Raw genomic sequence first — 17,876 nt, 5'->3', positions numbered from 1 at the left:
TAAAATAGAATAAATGAAGCAAAATAAAATCTTACCTGTTTTAACCGTTCCCGTTCTGCTATTACTAACTGGCACAATAGCATCCTTAACGATTAGTAAGCGTTGGAGTTTTGAAATATCATCTTATGTTATCTTTCTTTTTACGGCAATTTATATTTTAATATTCGAACAAATCATTCCCCTAAAAACAGATTGGAAAATCAAACGAGATAACCTTGCAACAGATATAAAGCACTTTATATTTTCGACAGCATTATTTGATGCATTAGGAAAAACAATATCATTGTCTTTTGTACTATATCTTCAACAAAATTTCTTTAAACCATCAGAAATATGGGGCGATGTTCCTTTTGTGCTAACATTTATAGTTGCAAATATAATTGGAGAATTTTTACCTTATTTCTATCATAGAATTAGTCATGTCGGAAACCATGATTCTTTCCTAAGCGTATTGCTATGGAAAATACACTCGATTCATCATTTACCAACTTCGTTAAATTGGTTTAAAACAAATTGGATACATCCGATTAATATTTTTTTAAATACTGTATTTAAAATGACACCTCTTTTGTTATTAGGATTTAATGAAGATATCATCTTTTTGGTAGGAGTAGCACATGTGGTCATAGCATATATTTCTCATGCAAATATCAAAACCAAAACAGGTTTTTTGGATTATTTGATCGTTACACCACAAGTACATCATTTTCATCATAGTAAACTACTGCATGAAGCTAAAAATTATGGAAATATTTTTCCGTATTGGGATTTGGTTTTCGGAACCTATTATAATCGCAAAGGCGAAGTAGACAATGTTGGAGTTATAGAAAATCATATCACATATCCCAAAAAAGAAAACTACATAAGGCAGTTACTGTTCCCTTTTAAACGAGTTTGTAGGGAGTGTTGCCAGGTGAAATAATGATATCATTTCAAGTTAAGTACAATTGCCTTTCGTAACTTTGATACGATAGTCTGATTATATACAATACGTACTCAAAAATGGAAATACCTGAAATAATACAGCAACTCGATCATCTATTAGAAAGAGGAACAGAACTTATCAAAAACAGTAGTGAAAACGAACTTAAGTTCAAACCTTTACCTGATAAATGGTCGAAAAAAGAAATTTTAGGTCATCTGATAGATTCTGGAATACATAATCTACAAAGATTTACCGAAATTCAATTTGAAACCAAACCTTACAAAATTCGAAAGTATAATCAGAATGAACTCGTTAACGTAAATCATTATAATGAGGCCAGTTCTGAAGAAATACTAAGTTTTTGGTTAGCGATTAATGAACGCATAAAAAAAGTAATCGAATTACAAGATGAGCAGACTTTGGCATATCAAATTGAAATTGGTAAAGCAGAAAAATCTGATTTTAAGTTTTTAATAGAAGACTATGTACATCATATGGAACATCATTTACACCAAATAGCAAAATCACACAATTAATACAATAAAAAAATGGAATACTTTACATTAGCACGGGTACTACATGTTCTGGCCGTAATTTTATGGATAGGAGGAGTGGCGATGGTAACAACCGTAATTATTCCTGCAGTTAAAAAACTAAAATCTAAAGAGGATCAAATAAAAACTTTCGAGCAGATCGAAGGTAAATTTGCTTTGCAAGCCAAAATCACAACATTAATAACAGGTATAACAGGATTTTACATGCTATATGTACTTGATGCCTGGGATAGATACTTTGATTATAGATTTTGGTGGATTCATGCGATGACTTTGGTTTGGATAATATTCTCACTAATTCTCTATGTTTTAGAACCACTTGTATTGCATAAGTTATTTAAAAAATATGCCGAGGATAATCCAGCAAAAACATTTAGGTTTATGCACCGTATGCATTGGATTTTGCTTGTGTTAAGTTTGATTACTACAGCAGGAGCAGTGGCAGGTAGTCACGGATGGTTTTTCTTCAAATAATTGATAAGAAATAATGAATACTAACGATCAATTTTATTTTGAAAAGCAAGAACCTAATAAAAGTTGTTTGTTGGCTATGCGTAGTATTATTCTTAATCAAGATAAAGATGTTACCGAAACACGCAAATACGGGATGCCATGTTTTTGTTATAAAGGAAAAATGTTCTGTTACGTATGGATCGATAAAAAAACCGATGAGCCCTATTTTCTTATGGTAGAGGGAAAACATCTGGATCATCCCCAATTAGAAACAGGTGATCGTGCAAGAATGAAAATTTTTAGGATAGATCCAAATAAGGACTTGCCTGTAAAGACCATCAAGTTAATTTTGAATCAGGCATTAGATGTATATAGAAATGGTATCATTCTAATTGCTAAGAAGTAGTATCAAAAATCAAAAAAAATGAAGCAGTATCGAGATCAAGGAGCGGTAGGAGCACTGTTAGATGAATATGAAAAAGCATTAACAGAAGTTATTACCATTTTGTCTAATGTTAATAATCAGAAATTGTTCACTATTGTAGATGACAAAACCAAAGATCCGGATTGTAGATCAATACAAACTATTTTGACCCATGTGATAAGAGCTGGATATTGTTATGTTATTGAAATAAGAAAATCATTAGGCGAGCAGATTGATTTTGTAGAACGTAAAACGTTGAATAGTGTAAAAGAATATCAAACAGGTTTACAAGAAATGTTTATGTATAATGTACAATTGTTTGAAGATTACCCCGATTTACATCTTGAAGAAAAAGATCCTGATAAAAAAATAGTAGTAACATGGGGGCAACGGTATAATATCGAGCAATTATTAGAACATGCTATTGTACATATTTTAAGACACAGAAGACAAATCGAAAGGTTTTTAATACAACTAAATACTTAGTATTATACCACATAGTATTGCTACGGTACCACTTTTAAAACAATGAATTGATTAAGTTGTGGAAAAAAGGAATTAAAGTTATTGTCAGAAATTATAAGGATCGTTCGACTGCCATCTTTTAATTTTGGCCCAAACGAAAAACCTTCAAGGTTATCTACAGTGTTATTGGTGAGTTGACTTCGAATACTGTCAAAAGTAAAAAGCAAAGTTTTTGTTGCTGCAGTATAAGAAGTAGTTGCCAATCTCTGTGTAGACAAGGTGTTTGTAGCATTTGTAGCATCAACCTTATATATTTTTACTGTATTTCCTCCATCTATATATCCAGAAGAGAAAGAACGTTCTAACGCCAGAAATTTGTTGGTGTCATACTCCATGATTTCTACTAAACCATTCACTTCAAATGTAGTGCCTAGTGTGGCCTCACGCGCTACAGGGTCTAGCTCATAAGCAAATTGTCGCTCTGCAATGCCCGATGTTTTATTTATATAAGTAACTCTTACAGGAGATTGCGTATCTGTAGTGGTGGGTTCTGGGCCATCTTCAATAAGAGGTAACTCAAAAGAGATCCAGTATCCTTTATTCTCAAAATCCAATGAAAGACCTTCTAAGACTCCGTTATGTCTTGGTCCAGAAGAGGTGTCCACCGTATTGGCCTTAAAATTATCGGGTAGTGTAAAACGTTTGATTTGATTTCCTTCTGGGGCTATTTCGATCAAAGCAGGATCTACACCATTGGCAATAGAGCCTTCACTGCTATATACAATCGTACCTGTACCGGTATCAAAGCGTATAGCTTCGGGATCAACAACTCCCTGTGTCAAAGGAGCACCTGTCTCATCTTTAATTTCTATCATGGTATTAATACCAACCGAAGTAAAACCATCTTTGGTATATGTTATATCTGCTTCATAATATCGTATAGGCGGGGTAGAAGTATCGCAGATAATATACCATTTGCCGTTTTGATAATCGATTCCAGAAAATCCTCCGATAGGAACACCATCAATTTCCTGGTCTGCGAGTACTGATTCACCGATATACTCAAGAGCACTAATTGTATTTTGCTCATTTACAGGAAGTATAGGTTTATCGTCTGTAACTGGTGCCGTATCACTTGTGTTTGAAGAACAACACCAACATACTAAAACAATCAAAAAAACTTTCTTTGCTACCTGTGTCATAATGAACTGCATTAAGGGATAAAGATATCAATTTGTATTGAAAGATATCACCTTGTAATCTACTAGTAAATATATAAAATAAAACAGGCTTTTACCCCTGTATTTATGGGGTGTAACCACTTGATAGTCATTGTGTTGTTTTGTAAATTAGTAGTGATGGGTTAGTGTAGGGAAACATCATGATAAGTCTTTGATTTCTAGTTAGAAGATACCAGGAAAAATCAATAGACAAAGAAAGCTGATTATTAGAACCCATAGCTATGCTGTAGCATAGAAGAATATGTTTTTAACCAATTTAAATATAAACATCATGAAAACAATTTTATGTAGTGTAGCCTTTTGCTTTATTACAAGTATGGGTTTTTCACAATTTCAACACACATTCGGAACAGAAAAATCAGAGATGGGAAGATCTCTTACTCAGCTGCAACAAGTTGAAAGAGGATATGTAGTAGCAGGATATACCTCTAAGAACTTTATTGGTAGTCTCGAAGCTACCTTGGTCAAAACAGATCTTAACGGTAATCAAATCTGGTCTAGAGTGTATGGAGGACAAGATTATGAATATTTTAATTCAGTAAGACAATCCACCTTTTTTAGCCCCAACAACAGAACAGCTTATGTGGCTGCCGGAGTTACTCGTAGCTTTGGTTTTGGAGGCGGAGACGCATATCTTGTAGGAGCAGATACCAATGGTGCTCTTGTTTTTTCTGCTGTATACGGAGGGCAACAATATGATGCGGCTCACTGTGTACAAAATAACAGGGAAGTAACAGGAAAACCGGGATATATTCTTGTTGGTGAAACCAGAAGCTATACAGCGTTTCCGGGAACCAATGTATATGTTGTTAAAACAGATTTACAAGGAAACCTAACAAGAGCTACAGTAATAGGAGGTAGAGGAGATCAACGAGGGATGTGGATAGAACAAACAAGAGACGGAGGGTACATCATTGCAGGATCTACTACAAATTACTGGTGTGGTGCTAGTAGTACATTGGCCAATCCACCTACCGATCTTTTTGTGATAAAACTAAAACCTGATCTTACCATAGAGTGGAACAGAATATTAGGATATCCTAATGAACTAGATCCTACAATAGGATATAGAAACGTAGCCACTTGTGTAAAACAGGATAGAAATGGTAATTATGTTCTTACAGGATATACCAATAGCTTTGGGATCAATAATTCTTATGATGCATTTTTATTATACCTGGATGGGGGAGGTAACTTCATGGGGATGAAAACATATGGAACAGAGAGAACAGAACTAGGATTTAGCTTAGAAGAAACTTTTGATAGTGCAGGAAACCAACGATTTACAGTAGTGGGTCAACAGGTTATTTCATCACGCAAAGCTATGTTGTTTCAAACAGATGCCGGTGGTACTTTACAATGGGCACGTGAATACGGAGGAGAAAAACAAGAAGGAGGAATGGAACTGGTAGTTGATACTTATGACAAAGGGTTTGCCTTTACAGGATACACCACATCTTTTGGAGCCGGGGCCACAGAAATTTACCTTGTAGAAACCACAGATACCGGTAAAACAGGTACAATTTGTGAAAAAGAAATAGATCTAAAAGAAGTAAAGCATGAGCCTTGTATTGCCAAAAGCGCACAACAAATCTTTGTAGATGAGTATAGAAGAATAGAGCATCCTGTAATTAGGGTAGAGTACAAAGAAGATCTCTGCAAGAACAGTAAAACTGGCCTTACTACAGAAGAAGCCAAACCATTAGAAACCGATGTAGTTCTATTCCCTAATCCTGTAAATAACCTCCTTACATTAAATGTTGAAAACGAAGCTGCGGTAACCAAAGTTGAGGTTTTTGATGTGCATGGTAAGATGGTTATTCAAAACACAACACCGGATCAAAAAGGAAAAATAGTACTAGCTACAGAAGACCTGCAACCAGGAATGTATATCGTTAAACTACGAACTCAAAAAGGAGAAACTCGTATGATGAAATTCCTTAAAAAATAAAACATAATTTGTTATTATAATTAGATGATTAAAAGTGAGCTGCTTCTATTGCTTCGAAGTAGCTCATTTTAATTATTTATAAAAGCTATGCTATGTACTGCAACAATTGCTGCTGTTTCTGTACGTAATCGGGTTTCCCCCAATGTAACCGGTATATATCCCGAATTTAATGCTTCATTAATTTCTTTTGTCGAAAAATCCCCCTCGGGACCAATAAGAATGGTAGTGTTTGCTTTTGGCAGAAGAACACTTTTTAAAGATTGCTTTTTGGTTTCTTCGCAATGCGCGATTAATAACTGATCTTCATTTTCCTGTTGTATAAACTTAGAAAAAGTAATAGCAGGGTTTAGCTTTGGTAAATAACATTGTAGCGATTGTTTCATTGCACTTTGTAGGATACGTTCGAATCGCTCTGCTTTGATGATTTTTCGCTCACTGTGATCACAAATAATTGGAGTAATTTCATCGATACCAATTTCGGTAGCTTTTTCCAAAAACCATTCAAATCGATCATTCATTTTAGTAGGAGCTACAGCAAGATGAACTTTATATTTTCTATGCTGTTGCTGTTCATAGTTTTCAATTTTTGCAATACATTGGGACGGATTAGAAAATGTAATACGAGCAAAAAATAAAAAACCATAACCATTGGTAATATGTAATTGATCCCCTTCCTTTTTTCTTAATACCTTGGCAATATGTTTGCTTTCTTCTCTCGAAAACTTTATTTCGCTACTAGATGTTGTTAACGTATGGTTATAGAATAATTGCATTTTATATTTTATGGTCAAAAATCAGATTATACATTAATATAACACAGTAGATTAGAATTGTATTCGGGCTTTGGCTACGACACTCATATCTGTAAAATCTTTCTTCAGGTATTTTAAATAACCTACAATCCCTATCATTGCAGCATTATCTGTAGTATATTCGAATTTGGGAATAAAAGTTTTCCACCCATATTTTTGCTCTCCCTCTTTTAATGCTTTTCTAATTCCAGAATTTGCAGAAACACCACCTCCAATTGCAATACTTTTAATACCGGTTTGTTTAGATGCCTTTTTTAATTTATCGATTAGGATATTAATAATCGTATACTGTAGCGATGCACATATATCATTAAGGTTTTCGGCAACAAAATCAGGGTTTTCCTTTACTTTTTTCTGAACAAAATAGAGCACAGAAGTCTTAAGCCCGCTAAAACTGAAATTGAGTTCACCAACTTTTGGTTTAGGAAAAGGAAACGCTTTTGGATTTCCCATTTGAGCATATTTATCAATTAATGGTCCGCCAGGATATGGTAATCCAAATATCTTTGCACTTTTGTCAAAAGCTTCTCCAACAGCATCATCAATGGTTTCACCAATAATTTCCATATCAAAATGCGCATTAACTTTAACAATCTGTGTATGTCCTCCACTTATTGTCATTGCCAAAAAAGGAAATTCTGGGATATCAAACTCATCTTCTTCAATAAAATGAGCCAAAATATGAGCTTGCATATGATTAACATCTATTAATGGGATATCGAGAGCCAGGGCTAATGACTTGGCAAAAGAAGTCCCCACCAATAGAGATCCCATTAATCCGGGACCTCGGGTAAAGGCAATAGCATGTAAATCTTCTTTCTTTATATTTGCTTGTTTAATTGCCTGATCGATTACTGGAACAATATTTTGCTGATGGGCTCTAGAAGCTAATTCGGGGACAACACCACCATATAACTCATGTATTTTTTGTGATGCAACAACATTAGATAAAACCTGTCCATTACATAATACAGCAGCAGAAGTATCATCGCATGAAGACTCAATACCGAGGATGTATATTTTTTGTGGATTCATTATGAGGAAAAGGGCATAGAAATTGTTAATATTGTCAACAAAGTTAAAACAATAAAACGTATCAGGAAATTTAGGAAAATATTGTTAAGGACATTTCTTGTCCTTTTGTCGCTATTTGCATTTTTGGTAGTGCTATTTTCTATTCCTGCGGTTCAAACATATTTTGGGGAAAAAGTTACCAATTATCTTAATGAAACTTATGGTGTTGATGTTCATATCGACCGAATTGGATTAACCTATGCAGGTAACGTATACCTTGAAGAAATCTTAGTTAGAGACCATCATCAGGATACATTAATATATGCCGGGAGTATAAAAACCTCGATAGGAAGTATTACACAAGTAACCAAGGGGCGACCCGAATTAGGGCAGGTTGCTATAGAAGACCTGGTCTTTGATATGAAAATATACAAAGATGAAAGTAGTGATAACCTGATGACCTTTATTAGAAAATTCAATACAGGAAAAAAACCACCTTCTGGAGAAAAATTTATCCTTTCGACAAAAAATATCGACCTACAGCGAGGAAAATATAGTTTTACTAATGAGAATTTAAGAAACCCAAAAGCTGTAGAGTATACCGATATTATTCTTGATGCAGAGAGTCTTTTGGTAGATGGTGATGATGTATATATTACTATAGATGCCCTATCATTTAAAGATTTTAGAGGATTAGATGTTTCCAAACTTCAAACTTGTTTTACGATAACATCGACCGATATGAAGTTTCAGGAATTGGTTATAGAGACCAAAGACTCTAAGATCGAAGGCGAAATTCTATTCTCTTATGATGTTGGCGGGTTAGATGATTTTGAAAATAAAGTAAATATTACAGCAGATTTTGATAATGCAACTATTTCTACTAATGATTTGATTCCTTTTTACAGCGAATTCGGGAAAAACCAAATGCTGAGGATGCAAAACACCTCGGTTAGAGGGGTACTTAACGATTTTAAAATAGTTAATGCTAACATATCAGGGTTAGATAGATCTATAATACAAGGAAATATAAGAATTAAAAATGCAGTTAGCGATGCTTCAAAATTTGAGCTCGAAGGAGATTTTAAAAACTTAACCAGTAATTATTATGACCTGGTAAACTTATTACCAGATGTACTAGGCACCTCTTTACCACGGCAATTATATCAATTTGGTAGCGTACGTGCCGTTGGTAATGCTATCGTAACTACAAAAGCTGTAGATATAGATATGGATCTGTTTTCACAATTAGGGAAGATCAATGCTTTTGTTTTACTAGAAAACCTTAATGATATAGAACGTGCATCGTATAACGGAAATATTATTTCTAATAACTTTAATATAGGTCAGCTATTAGGTAGAAAATCAATAGGGAATTCTGTTTTTGATATTCATGTAGACGGATCAGGTTTTACTTTAAAAAGCCTGGATACCAAGATAGAAGGAGATATTAGTAAACTTGATTTTAATGGGTATACGTATACAGACTTAAAAGCACAGGGAAACCTTAAAGACCGCGTATTTGATGGTAATCTTAATTCTAAAGATCCTAACATAAGATTTAGTTTTAATGGGGTAGCTGATTTGTCGCAAGAAATACATAATTACAATTTTAAGGCTTATGTAGATCATATGGATCTTAATAAACTCAACTTATTTACCCGGGATAGTATTTCTGTTTTTAATGGTGATGTATATATGAATATGAAAGGAACTGGTATCAATGATGCTTTTGGTACTATTGCTTTTGAAAAAACACTATATACTAATCAGGATGCAGGATTTTATTTTGAAGATTTTGAGATCAGGTCAAGTTTTGATGATAAAAATATACGCACCATTACGATCAATAGCCCAGATATTGTAGAAGGTAATGTAAAAGGAATTTTTAGGTTCGAAAATGTATATGACCTGTTTAGAAATTCTATAGGAAGTCTGTATACCAATTTTGAAGCCACCGAAATTACTGATGATGAGTTTATGGAGTTTAATTTCAATATTTATAATAAAATAGTTGATGTATTCTTTCCAGAAGTTCAATTTGCACCAAATACCAGTATTAAAGGAAAAGTAGAGAGTAATGAATCAGAGTTTAAACTTACGTTTAAATCACCATCGATTCAGGCTTTTGATAACTTTATGGAGAATGTAGATATCCAGATAGATAATAAAAACCCATTATTTAATACCTATATTGCTATCGATAGTATTGATTCAAAATATTATGATGTTTCTGAGTTTAGTTTGATCAATGTTACCTTAAAGGATACCTTATTTATGCACTCGGAATTTAAGGGGGGAGAAAACAATAAAGACAATTTTAATCTGGAGTTCTACCACACTATAAACGAAGATAATAATTCTGTAGTAGGGATAAAAAAATCTGATTTTACATATAAGGGTCATACCTGGTATGCCAATAGACAAAAGAGTAAATCAAACAATAAGATTATTTTTGATAATGATTTTAAAAATATAGATATACGATCGGTAATCTTTAGTTATCTGGATGAGGAGATTAAGCTTAATGGGGTTACCAGAGGCAAAGATTATAAAGATCTAAAAGCAACTTTTGACAATGTAGATCTCAATAAAATTACCCCCAGGATTGATAGCTTAAATTTTAAAGGAAGAGTAGATGGAGAATTGTCTGTTCTTCAGGAAAATGGTAATTATTTGCCAACATCTACAATAGTGATTAGAGATTTAGAAGTTAATAAGACACTGCTGGGAGAATTAAGGTTTAACGTTTCCGGAAACGAAGACCTCACACAATATAACGTGAATACACGTTTGATTAATAATCAAAAACAAAAAACATTATCTGCCATAGGAGGAATTAATGTTTCAAAAACGAATCCATCAATAGATGTAGATCTGGAATTAGATGATTTCGATATTTCAGAATTTAGTGCACTTGGGGGAATCGTGCTTACTAATATACGAGGATTTGTTTCGGGAGAAGCAAAAATATCGGGCAGTTATAAAAACCCTTCTATGGATGGAGTATTAACATTAGATCAAGCTGGACTTACAATACCCTACCTCAATATTGATCTCGATTTAGACGATAACTCAAAAGTGAGTTTAAAACAACAGCGTTTTATTTTTAATGATATTGATATTACAGATACAAAATATAACACCAAAGGTATTCTGGGAGGGTATATTGCACATCGAAGATTTTCTAAATGGGAACTTGGATTAGAAGTGTTGGCTAACGAAAGACTCCTGGTTCTGGATACCGAAGAGGACGAAGAATCATTGTATTATGGTACCGGCTTTATAAGTGGCGAAGCAACTATCAAAGGGCCAACCGATGAATTGGTTATCGATGTTAATGCAAAAACAGAAAGAGGTACGATTTTTAAAATCCCATTAAACGAAACAGAATCTATAGGTGATAATTCATATATCCATTTTTTAAGTCCAGAGGAGAAACGAGCCCGACTAGAAGGAAAAGAAATTGTACTAGAAGATATAAAAGGACTAGAACTTAATTTTGAACTTGATGTAAATGATAATGCCGAAGTAGAGGTTGTCGTAGATAAAAGTACAGGGAGCTCATTAAAAGGACGCGGAGCCGGTACATTGCTTATTGAGATTAATACCAATGGCAAATTTAATATGTGGGGTGATTTTGTGGCGTATGAAGGAACATATAATTTTAGATATGGAGCCTTTGTAGAAAAGCTATTTACGGTTAGAGAAGGAGGAACAATTAACTGGGACGGAAGCCCAACACGTGCAGTTCTGGATCTTAGTGCCGTATACAAAACAGAAGCAAATCCTGCAATATTGTTAGAAAACTCTTCTATAAATCGTAAAGTTCCGGTAGAAGTAGTTATAGATCTTCAGGGAGAATTAATTCAGCCTAATGTTAATTTTAATATAGAATTCCCCAACTTAAGCTCTGTGATAAAAAGTGAGTTGGATTATAAACTAAGTGATCAGTCTAATAAAGAATTACAAGCACTCTCTTTGGTCTCTTCTGGGCAGTTTTATAATGGTACTCTTGATGCCAATGCGCTTACCGGTGGTTTGGTGGCAGAACGAGCATCCAATCTTTTTAATAATGTTTTCTCCGACAAGGATGATAAGTTTCAGGTGGGGTTAAATTATGTTCAGGGAGTTAAAAGCCTGGATCAGGAGGATGCAGATCAGTTTGGATTAACGCTTTCTACCCAGATTAGTAACAGAATTTTGATTAACGGGCGAGTAGGAGTTCCTATCGGAGGAGTTAACGAATCTAGTGTCGTTGGAGATGTCGAGGTAGAATACCTTTTTAATGAGGATGGATCGCTGAGAGGAAAGATTTTTAATCGCGAAAATACAATTCAATTTGTGGGTTCAGGAAATCAGGGATATGAACAAGGGATAGGGCTTTCGTATTCGGTTGATTTTGATAATTTTAGCGAGTTATGGACTAAGATTTTCAAAAACAAAAAAGTGAAAGATTCTATTGCAAAACCTAAGGATACTACTAAAATAGAAACTCCGAATTTTATTAACTTTACCGAGAAGAACAACTAATCTGTTGAGCAAAGATTTTGTTTCAACCGCAGATCAATTCATCTACTAAATATTTAATTATGGCAAAAGAGATAAGAACCATTGGTGTTATGACTTCGGGAGGAGATGCTCCCGGAATGAATGCTGCAATACGTGCGGTAGCCAGGGCATGTGCTTATTATAATGTAAAATGTATAGGATTTTATCGAGGATACCAGGGGATGATAGAAGGAGATTATACAGTAATGAATGCCAGAAGCGTGCGCAATATCATTAGTAGAGGAGGTACCATACTTAAATCTGCCCGATCTGTAGATTTTAAAACCCCCGAGGGCAGAAAAAAAGCAGCAGATCAGCTTAAAGAAATAGGAGTAGAGGCTATGGTTCTTATTGGTGGTGATGGGACATTTAGAGGAGGACAGATTTTTAGTGAAGAATATGATATTCCTGTAATTGGTGTTCCGGGCACTATAGATAATGATATTGCAGGAACAAACTATACGATTGGCTATGATACTGCCTTAAATACAGTGATTAGTGCCATAGATAAAATACGAGATACAGCCAGTTCGCATAATCGATTGTTTTTTGTTGAAGTAATGGGGCGAGATGCTGGGTTTATTGCGTTAAATAGTGGAGTAGGTGCAGGAGCAGAAGAAATTTTGATTCCCGAAGAAGATTTAGGACTTGACCGATTATTAGAGTCACTAAAACGTAGTAAGCGATCGGGTAAATCGTCGAGTATAGTTGTGGTAAGTGAAGGCGATAAAACAGGAAAAAATGTATATGAATTGGCAGACTATGTAACAGAAAACCTACCAGATTACGAAGTTAGGGTCACTGTCTTAGGACATATGCAGCGTGGAGGCTCTCCATCATGTTTTGATAGAACACTGGCTAGTCGACTATGTGTTAAAGCTGTAGAATTACTTCTCGATGGAGAGAAAAACGTTATGGTGGGGATTATTAATAATGAAATTACGGCAACAAGTTTTGATGATGGCCTAAGAGAAGGTCATGAAATTAATAAAGAATTACTTCGCATTTCTGATATTCTTTCTACTTAAGATTGATCCCTCATTTCAAAATATAAATTTTACCAGGACTGAAATTAAGATAGTACTACAAAACTTTAAAAAAAATGATGCATTAGCATCAATTTTTTTCTTATTTCATCATGAAAACCTCTCGAATTTATACTTTTCCTAAACTATAAGTCTTTAAATAAGATTTGTGTTTAAATGTTTTAAAATCAGTATTTTATTGGTTGTTGAGTAAGTCGTATTTGATAAATATCGACTTACTTTTCTTGTTTTTGATTAGGTCGTAACCGTACATTTGAGGAAACAAAAAAATAGTAAGATGACTCAATACAAAAGATACCAAAAGAAACAAAATTATAGTGAGTATTCTAAAAGAATATATATAACAAAATACCTTTTTTAGCTCCATTACGTACTTAGCGTAAACTACTCCATTAATTGCATTAAACAATGACTAATATTCTCATTACTTTACCTTAGATAATGTATTAGGAAATGTGTGCTGTGTTAAACGTATAGCAAAATATGACATGTCATTATGCTTTTAGAAAAGGCATATTGAATTTATGCCGATGTTTAGAAAACATCTTTCCTTACATTTTTAGTACTACTATCAAAGTTCTAATGCATTATCTGGGTTTAATCTGCAACTCACTATGAATAGTATTATCAAACAGATCGAACTTATAGAACGTATTGATCAGCTTATTCGATTGCAAGCAACAGGATCACCAGATGAACTAACCTCTAAATTAGGAATTTCAAAAACCAAACTGTACCGCATTATTAATACAATGAAAAGTTTAAATGCTCCTATCGAGTATGACATCACGATACAAAGTTTTGTGTACGCCGAACCCGTTGATTTTACTTTTGGTTTCTATACAAAAGATCGAAAAACGAATATTATTAATCCATTTATAGGATAACTAAGAGAGCGATTAACCAGAAACCCATGGCCGGATACCATATACCAGATACCCAAAACCAATAACCAGAATCCCCTTCAAATTTATTACTAAAAAAACTTTCACTTTTTTTTCTCAGTCCCGAAAAATGAAACTGGGATACCATAATATTGCTACTGGAATACAATAAAAAAACAAAATCAGTCACTAATTACTTTTTTATGAGACATTTTATTATAACGGTGATATTCTTGCTTCTGGGACTTATTGTTCTTGGTCAGGCAGAGCCATCACCCGCACAACCACCGCAGATTTTTCCAACCTCTCCTGAGGCTGCTAGTTTGGGAAAATATGGAGAAATTCCTGTAAACCTTTCTACAGGAAGGATCAATCACAGCATCCCATTGTACACCATTAATGAAGCCGGTTTTAGCTTACCGATTTCATTATCCTATAACCCCGATGGCGCGGATTTGTAATCCGTGAAACATAACAAAATATAAAACAGTTACAGTAATGTAACTGTTTTTTTTGATGTATAAAAGTAAACTACCTAATTAGCATACAAAAAAACGATCATTGTAAACCAATACCAGGATGAGTTATCTCTCTTTTTTAAATATATGGCACTATGTGCTCTTGTTTAATATCAAAATAAAGACAGATTTAAGAAAAGATTTAGAAAAAGATGCAACCTATTGTTTTTTTGATTGTCATTAGATGAACAACATACATTCATATCATTACATCATAACACATTAAAACTAACGCCTAAATGATAAGAAAAAACAGAATTGTCATTGCGCTGTTACTGTTTATATCGGTAGCAGGTATTTCGCAAACAGAAAACCCAGTGCTTTCTAAGAAAGAAAAAAGAAAAAACAGACCTGCATATATAGGGTTTACGGCAGGACTGGGGAAATCATCTTTTAGAGATTTTGCCACCTCTCCACTTTTTTATAAGGGTACACCAAGAAACATAGCGCTATCATATACTAAAGCTGATATAGAACGAGAATCCGAAATTGGAGCATCCTACCTTTTCGGACAGTTTCATAATAACTTTAACAGGCATTCTCAAAGCAGTAAGCTTCATAGTGTATCCTTGTATTATTCTAGGTTATACCGGTTAAACATGCTTAGTTCTCCTAAGTTAAATGTAAAAGTGGGTGGACTATTTAACGCTACCACTAATTTTAGAACTAATGAAGGATTTGGTAATAACGGAATAGGAGTAGAAATTATTCCAACTCTTTTTGGCTCTGTTAAAATCGAAAAAGATATAAGCCGTAAAGAAGAAAAGAACAAAAAATTCTTATTTATTAAATATAAACTAAAGAAAAGAACAAGAAATTTAGCATTTAGATTAAATGTAGGATTGGTTAATAGCTCGTTTCGAAATGGATATGTATATAATGGGCAATCCGGCTTGTTAAACGAAGCTAACATATTTGATGAGTATGAATTCGATATCTTTTCTGGGTTTAGGGTGAATAGTTCTTTAGACTATACCATTTCCCTTCAGAACAAAAATGCACTACGATTTTCGTATGTATGGGACGCGTATAAAACCGGGGGAGATTTTGATAAATTCGAAATGTCTGCCCATCTTTTAAAACTCACTTTTCTATTTAATACCAATAATAAGTAATGAGAAAGTTATATAGTATATTATTAATAGGTCTATCTCTTATCTCTTGCGAGAAAGCACTTTTTGAAAACGATTTGGCCTCTACAAATCCAAAAGATAATTTTGAATATCTATGGAACGAATGCAATGAAAAATACTCCTACTTTGATGTAAAAAATATTGATTGGGATGTTGTAAAATCTGAATATGCTGCCAAAATTTATGATGGAATGAGTCAGGATTCCCTGTTTAACGTATTAGGAGGGATGTTAACAGAATTAAGAGATGATCATACAAATCTAATATCCAACTTTAATGTTTCTACATTTAGAGTAGATTACCTGGGACAGGATAATTTTGACTGGCGTATCATAGAGGACCACTATCTAAATCGGGACTATTACATTACGGGGCCATTTTTGCATAATTTTCTTGACAATAAAGAAATAGGATATGTACGGTTTCCTTCTTTTCCCGGTACTGTAGATGCCGATAATCTAAATTTTGTTCTAAACAGATATAAAAATACAAAAGGACTAATCTTAGATATACGAGAAAACGGAGGAGGAGCTGTAACCGATATTTTTGAAATTTTAAGCCGTTTTGTAGAGCGTAAAACACTGGTTAATTATTCTAGAATAAAAAGTGGCCCGGGGCGAAATGAATTTTCTGAAGCAGAGCCGGTATATGTCTCCCCGTATAATGGAATACGATATAAAAATAAGATTGTCGTATTAGTAGATCGGGGAACATATAGTGCTGGTTCATTTTTCTCACTTGCGACCAAAGCACTTCCAAACATTACACTTATCGGGGATACTACAGGCGGGGGACTTGGCCTACCTAACGGCGGGCAATTACCTAACGGTTGGACTTACAGGTTCTCGATTACACAAGCATTAACATTAGATAAGAACCCTGATTACGAAAATGGAGTTCCGCCAGATATTGAAACCTTAATAGATTGGGGTGATCTGACAACAGATGAAATCCTGGAACGTGCAATTTTAGAACTGCAATAAGGTATGGTTTACTAACGTTTCCAACTCGGGTTACAAGTTGTGAGACATAACGAAAGAAAAAAACAGTCACTACAATGTGACTGTTTTTTTATTTTTATTTCTGAACTTATCTAGAGTAGAGGTTTATTGTTCACTCACTTTTTGTACTCTTTCTACAGAATCATTCTTAGAGAGCGAAAGCCGAACAATACTATCTTCTAATGCGACTAAATTATGCATAATACTAGGTTCTAGAGAAATAAGGTCTCCTTTTTTAAGAATATGTTCGGTATTGTCCACTCCAAAATTAATTTCACCTTCAAAGATAGAAACGGTAATAGGAAATGGGGTCTTATGACTCTTCATTTCCTGTCCTTTTTTGAAAACGATCCTGATTTCTTTGGTAGCATCATTTTCTATTAATTTGGTGATTACCGGTTTTGTATCTCCGTAAGTAAGATCCTTGAGTAATGAGGTTAATTGCATAGTAATTGTTTTTATATAACAAAACTAAAGATATTCTTCTCCTTGTTTTATGAGTTAAATCATAAGGTGAAGTAAATTCCTAATCGTAATTTGCAGGCATAATCAGATGTAATGTATACGATAAATGTGATAGATACTATTGGCGATGTTCATGTGTTAGAGTTTAAAAAATTTGAGTACCGCAACCTTATGGAGTTGTTAGTAAACAGGCTATATGATGAAATAGGAGATTGTAAGGGCAGAGGACTATGTGGTACCTGCCATATCCGGGTACATTCATCTCATACTTCAATGCAGTTTTTTGAAGGACTAGAACATAACATACTAAAAAACCAATTAGAGTATTACCCTAACAGTAGATTGGCCTGCCAAATTCTTTTAGACGAACATGTTGATACGATGCAAATTGAGATTATAGGAGGGGATTGATGATTCAACTGTCCTTAATTGTTATCGG

Annotated in this window: 17 protein-coding genes; 13 read left to right on the top strand and 4 right to left on the bottom strand. The window is 34.0% G+C overall.

Annotated elements, in window-relative coordinates:
- Window positions 1–13: 13 nt before the first annotated feature.
- The 5 genes from ATO12_RS09130 (at window position 14) to ATO12_RS09110 (ending at window position 2,842) form a co-directional block, all read left to right on the top strand.
- Window positions 14–922 (top strand): sterol desaturase family protein, encoded by a 909-nt coding sequence (locus ATO12_RS09130; RefSeq protein WP_034241427.1) that lies wholly within the window; start codon window positions 14–16, stop codon window positions 920–922.
- Window positions 923–1,002: 80 nt separating this feature from the next.
- On the top strand, window positions 1,003–1,461 hold the full coding sequence (locus ATO12_RS09125) for a DinB family protein (RefSeq protein WP_051575704.1): 459 nt from the start codon (window positions 1,003–1,005) through the stop codon (window positions 1,459–1,461).
- A 12-nt stretch (window positions 1,462–1,473) separates the two neighbouring features.
- Window positions 1,474–1,953, top strand: coding sequence for a membrane protein (locus ATO12_RS09120; protein ID WP_034241426.1), 480 nt, complete (start codon window positions 1,474–1,476; stop codon window positions 1,951–1,953).
- 13 nt (window positions 1,954–1,966) lie between these two features.
- A complete protein-coding gene (locus ATO12_RS09115) occupies window positions 1,967–2,338 on the top strand; it encodes a DUF1801 domain-containing protein (protein ID WP_034241424.1) in 372 nt (123 codons plus the stop codon).
- 18 nt (window positions 2,339–2,356) lie between these two features.
- A complete protein-coding gene (locus tag ATO12_RS09110) occupies window positions 2,357–2,842 on the top strand; it encodes a hypothetical protein (protein WP_034241423.1) in 486 nt (161 codons plus the stop codon).
- 20 nt (window positions 2,843–2,862) lie between these two features.
- On the opposite strand, the gene ATO12_RS09105 is transcribed toward ATO12_RS09110, so the two are convergent.
- Window positions 2,863–4,023 carry an esterase-like activity of phytase family protein gene (locus tag ATO12_RS09105; RefSeq protein WP_051575703.1) on the bottom strand — a complete coding sequence of 387 codons (1,161 nt, stop codon included), beginning with the start codon at window positions 4,021–4,023 and terminating at the stop codon, window positions 2,863–2,865.
- A gap of 310 nt (window positions 4,024–4,333) precedes the next feature.
- On the opposite strand from ATO12_RS09105, the gene ATO12_RS09100 reads away from it, so the two are divergent.
- Complete coding sequence (locus ATO12_RS09100; RefSeq protein WP_165583356.1) at window positions 4,334–6,013, top strand: T9SS type A sorting domain-containing protein; 1,680 nt, start codon at window positions 4,334–4,336, stop codon at window positions 6,011–6,013.
- 68 nt (window positions 6,014–6,081) lie between these two features.
- Here ATO12_RS09100 and ATO12_RS09095 read toward each other — a convergent pair whose 3' ends face one another.
- Together ATO12_RS09095 and tsaD are read right to left on the bottom strand one after the other, a co-directional pair.
- Window positions 6,082–6,786 carry a 16S rRNA (uracil(1498)-N(3))-methyltransferase gene (locus ATO12_RS09095; RefSeq protein ID WP_034241421.1) on the bottom strand — a complete coding sequence of 235 codons (705 nt, stop codon included), beginning with the start codon at window positions 6,784–6,786 and terminating at the stop codon, window positions 6,082–6,084.
- A 51-nt stretch (window positions 6,787–6,837) separates the two neighbouring features.
- A complete protein-coding gene (gene tsaD / locus ATO12_RS09090; protein WP_034241420.1) occupies window positions 6,838–7,860 on the bottom strand; it encodes a tRNA (adenosine(37)-N6)-threonylcarbamoyltransferase complex transferase subunit TsaD in 1,023 nt (340 codons plus the stop codon).
- Window positions 7,861–7,965: 105 nt separating this feature from the next.
- On the opposite strand from tsaD, the gene ATO12_RS09085 reads away from it, so the two are divergent.
- The 6 genes from ATO12_RS09085 to ATO12_RS09060 all read left to right on the top strand — a co-directional run bounded on the left by ATO12_RS09085 (window position 7,966) and on the right by ATO12_RS09060 (window position 16,954).
- The gene (locus ATO12_RS09085; RefSeq protein ID WP_034241419.1) at window positions 7,966–12,372 is read left to right on the top strand and encodes a translocation/assembly module TamB domain-containing protein; all 4,407 of its coding nucleotides are present in this window, start codon (window positions 7,966–7,968) and stop codon (window positions 12,370–12,372) included.
- 59 nt (window positions 12,373–12,431) lie between these two features.
- On the top strand, window positions 12,432–13,418 hold the full coding sequence (gene pfkA, locus ATO12_RS09080; RefSeq protein WP_034241418.1) for a 6-phosphofructokinase: 987 nt from the start codon (window positions 12,432–12,434) through the stop codon (window positions 13,416–13,418).
- A gap of 632 nt (window positions 13,419–14,050) precedes the next feature.
- Complete coding sequence (locus ATO12_RS24730) at window positions 14,051–14,323, top strand: hypothetical protein (protein WP_051575702.1); 273 nt, start codon at window positions 14,051–14,053, stop codon at window positions 14,321–14,323.
- Between the two features lie 200 nt (window positions 14,324–14,523).
- Window positions 14,524–14,781: a hypothetical protein gene (locus ATO12_RS09070; RefSeq protein WP_131248799.1), complete on the top strand. Its 258-nt coding sequence runs from the start codon at window positions 14,524–14,526 to the stop codon at window positions 14,779–14,781.
- A gap of 296 nt (window positions 14,782–15,077) precedes the next feature.
- Window positions 15,078–15,953 (top strand): hypothetical protein, encoded by an 876-nt coding sequence (locus tag ATO12_RS09065; protein WP_034241416.1) that lies wholly within the window; start codon window positions 15,078–15,080, stop codon window positions 15,951–15,953.
- On the top strand, window positions 15,953–16,954 hold the full coding sequence (locus tag ATO12_RS09060; RefSeq protein WP_034241415.1) for a S41 family peptidase: 1,002 nt from the start codon (window positions 15,953–15,955) through the stop codon (window positions 16,952–16,954). The genes ATO12_RS09065 and ATO12_RS09060 overlap by 1 nt, the downstream gene beginning before the upstream one ends.
- Before the next feature lie 123 nt (window positions 16,955–17,077).
- On the opposite strand, the gene ATO12_RS09055 is transcribed toward ATO12_RS09060, so the two are convergent.
- Complete coding sequence (locus ATO12_RS09055) at window positions 17,078–17,419, bottom strand: cupin domain-containing protein (protein WP_034241414.1); 342 nt, start codon at window positions 17,417–17,419, stop codon at window positions 17,078–17,080.
- Window positions 17,420–17,530: 111 nt separating this feature from the next.
- Here ATO12_RS09055 and ATO12_RS09050 point away from each other — a divergent pair, with 111 nt between their 5' ends.
- A complete protein-coding gene (locus ATO12_RS09050) occupies window positions 17,531–17,848 on the top strand; it encodes a 2Fe-2S iron-sulfur cluster-binding protein (protein ID WP_034241413.1) in 318 nt (105 codons plus the stop codon).
- Window positions 17,849–17,876: the final 28 nt, after the last annotated feature.

Source organism: Aquimarina atlantica, from assembly GCF_000626715.1.
GTDB classification, from domain to species: Bacteria; Bacteroidota; Bacteroidia; order Flavobacteriales; family Flavobacteriaceae; genus Aquimarina; species Aquimarina atlantica.
This window is presented reverse-complemented; position numbering and strand designations above follow the sequence as displayed.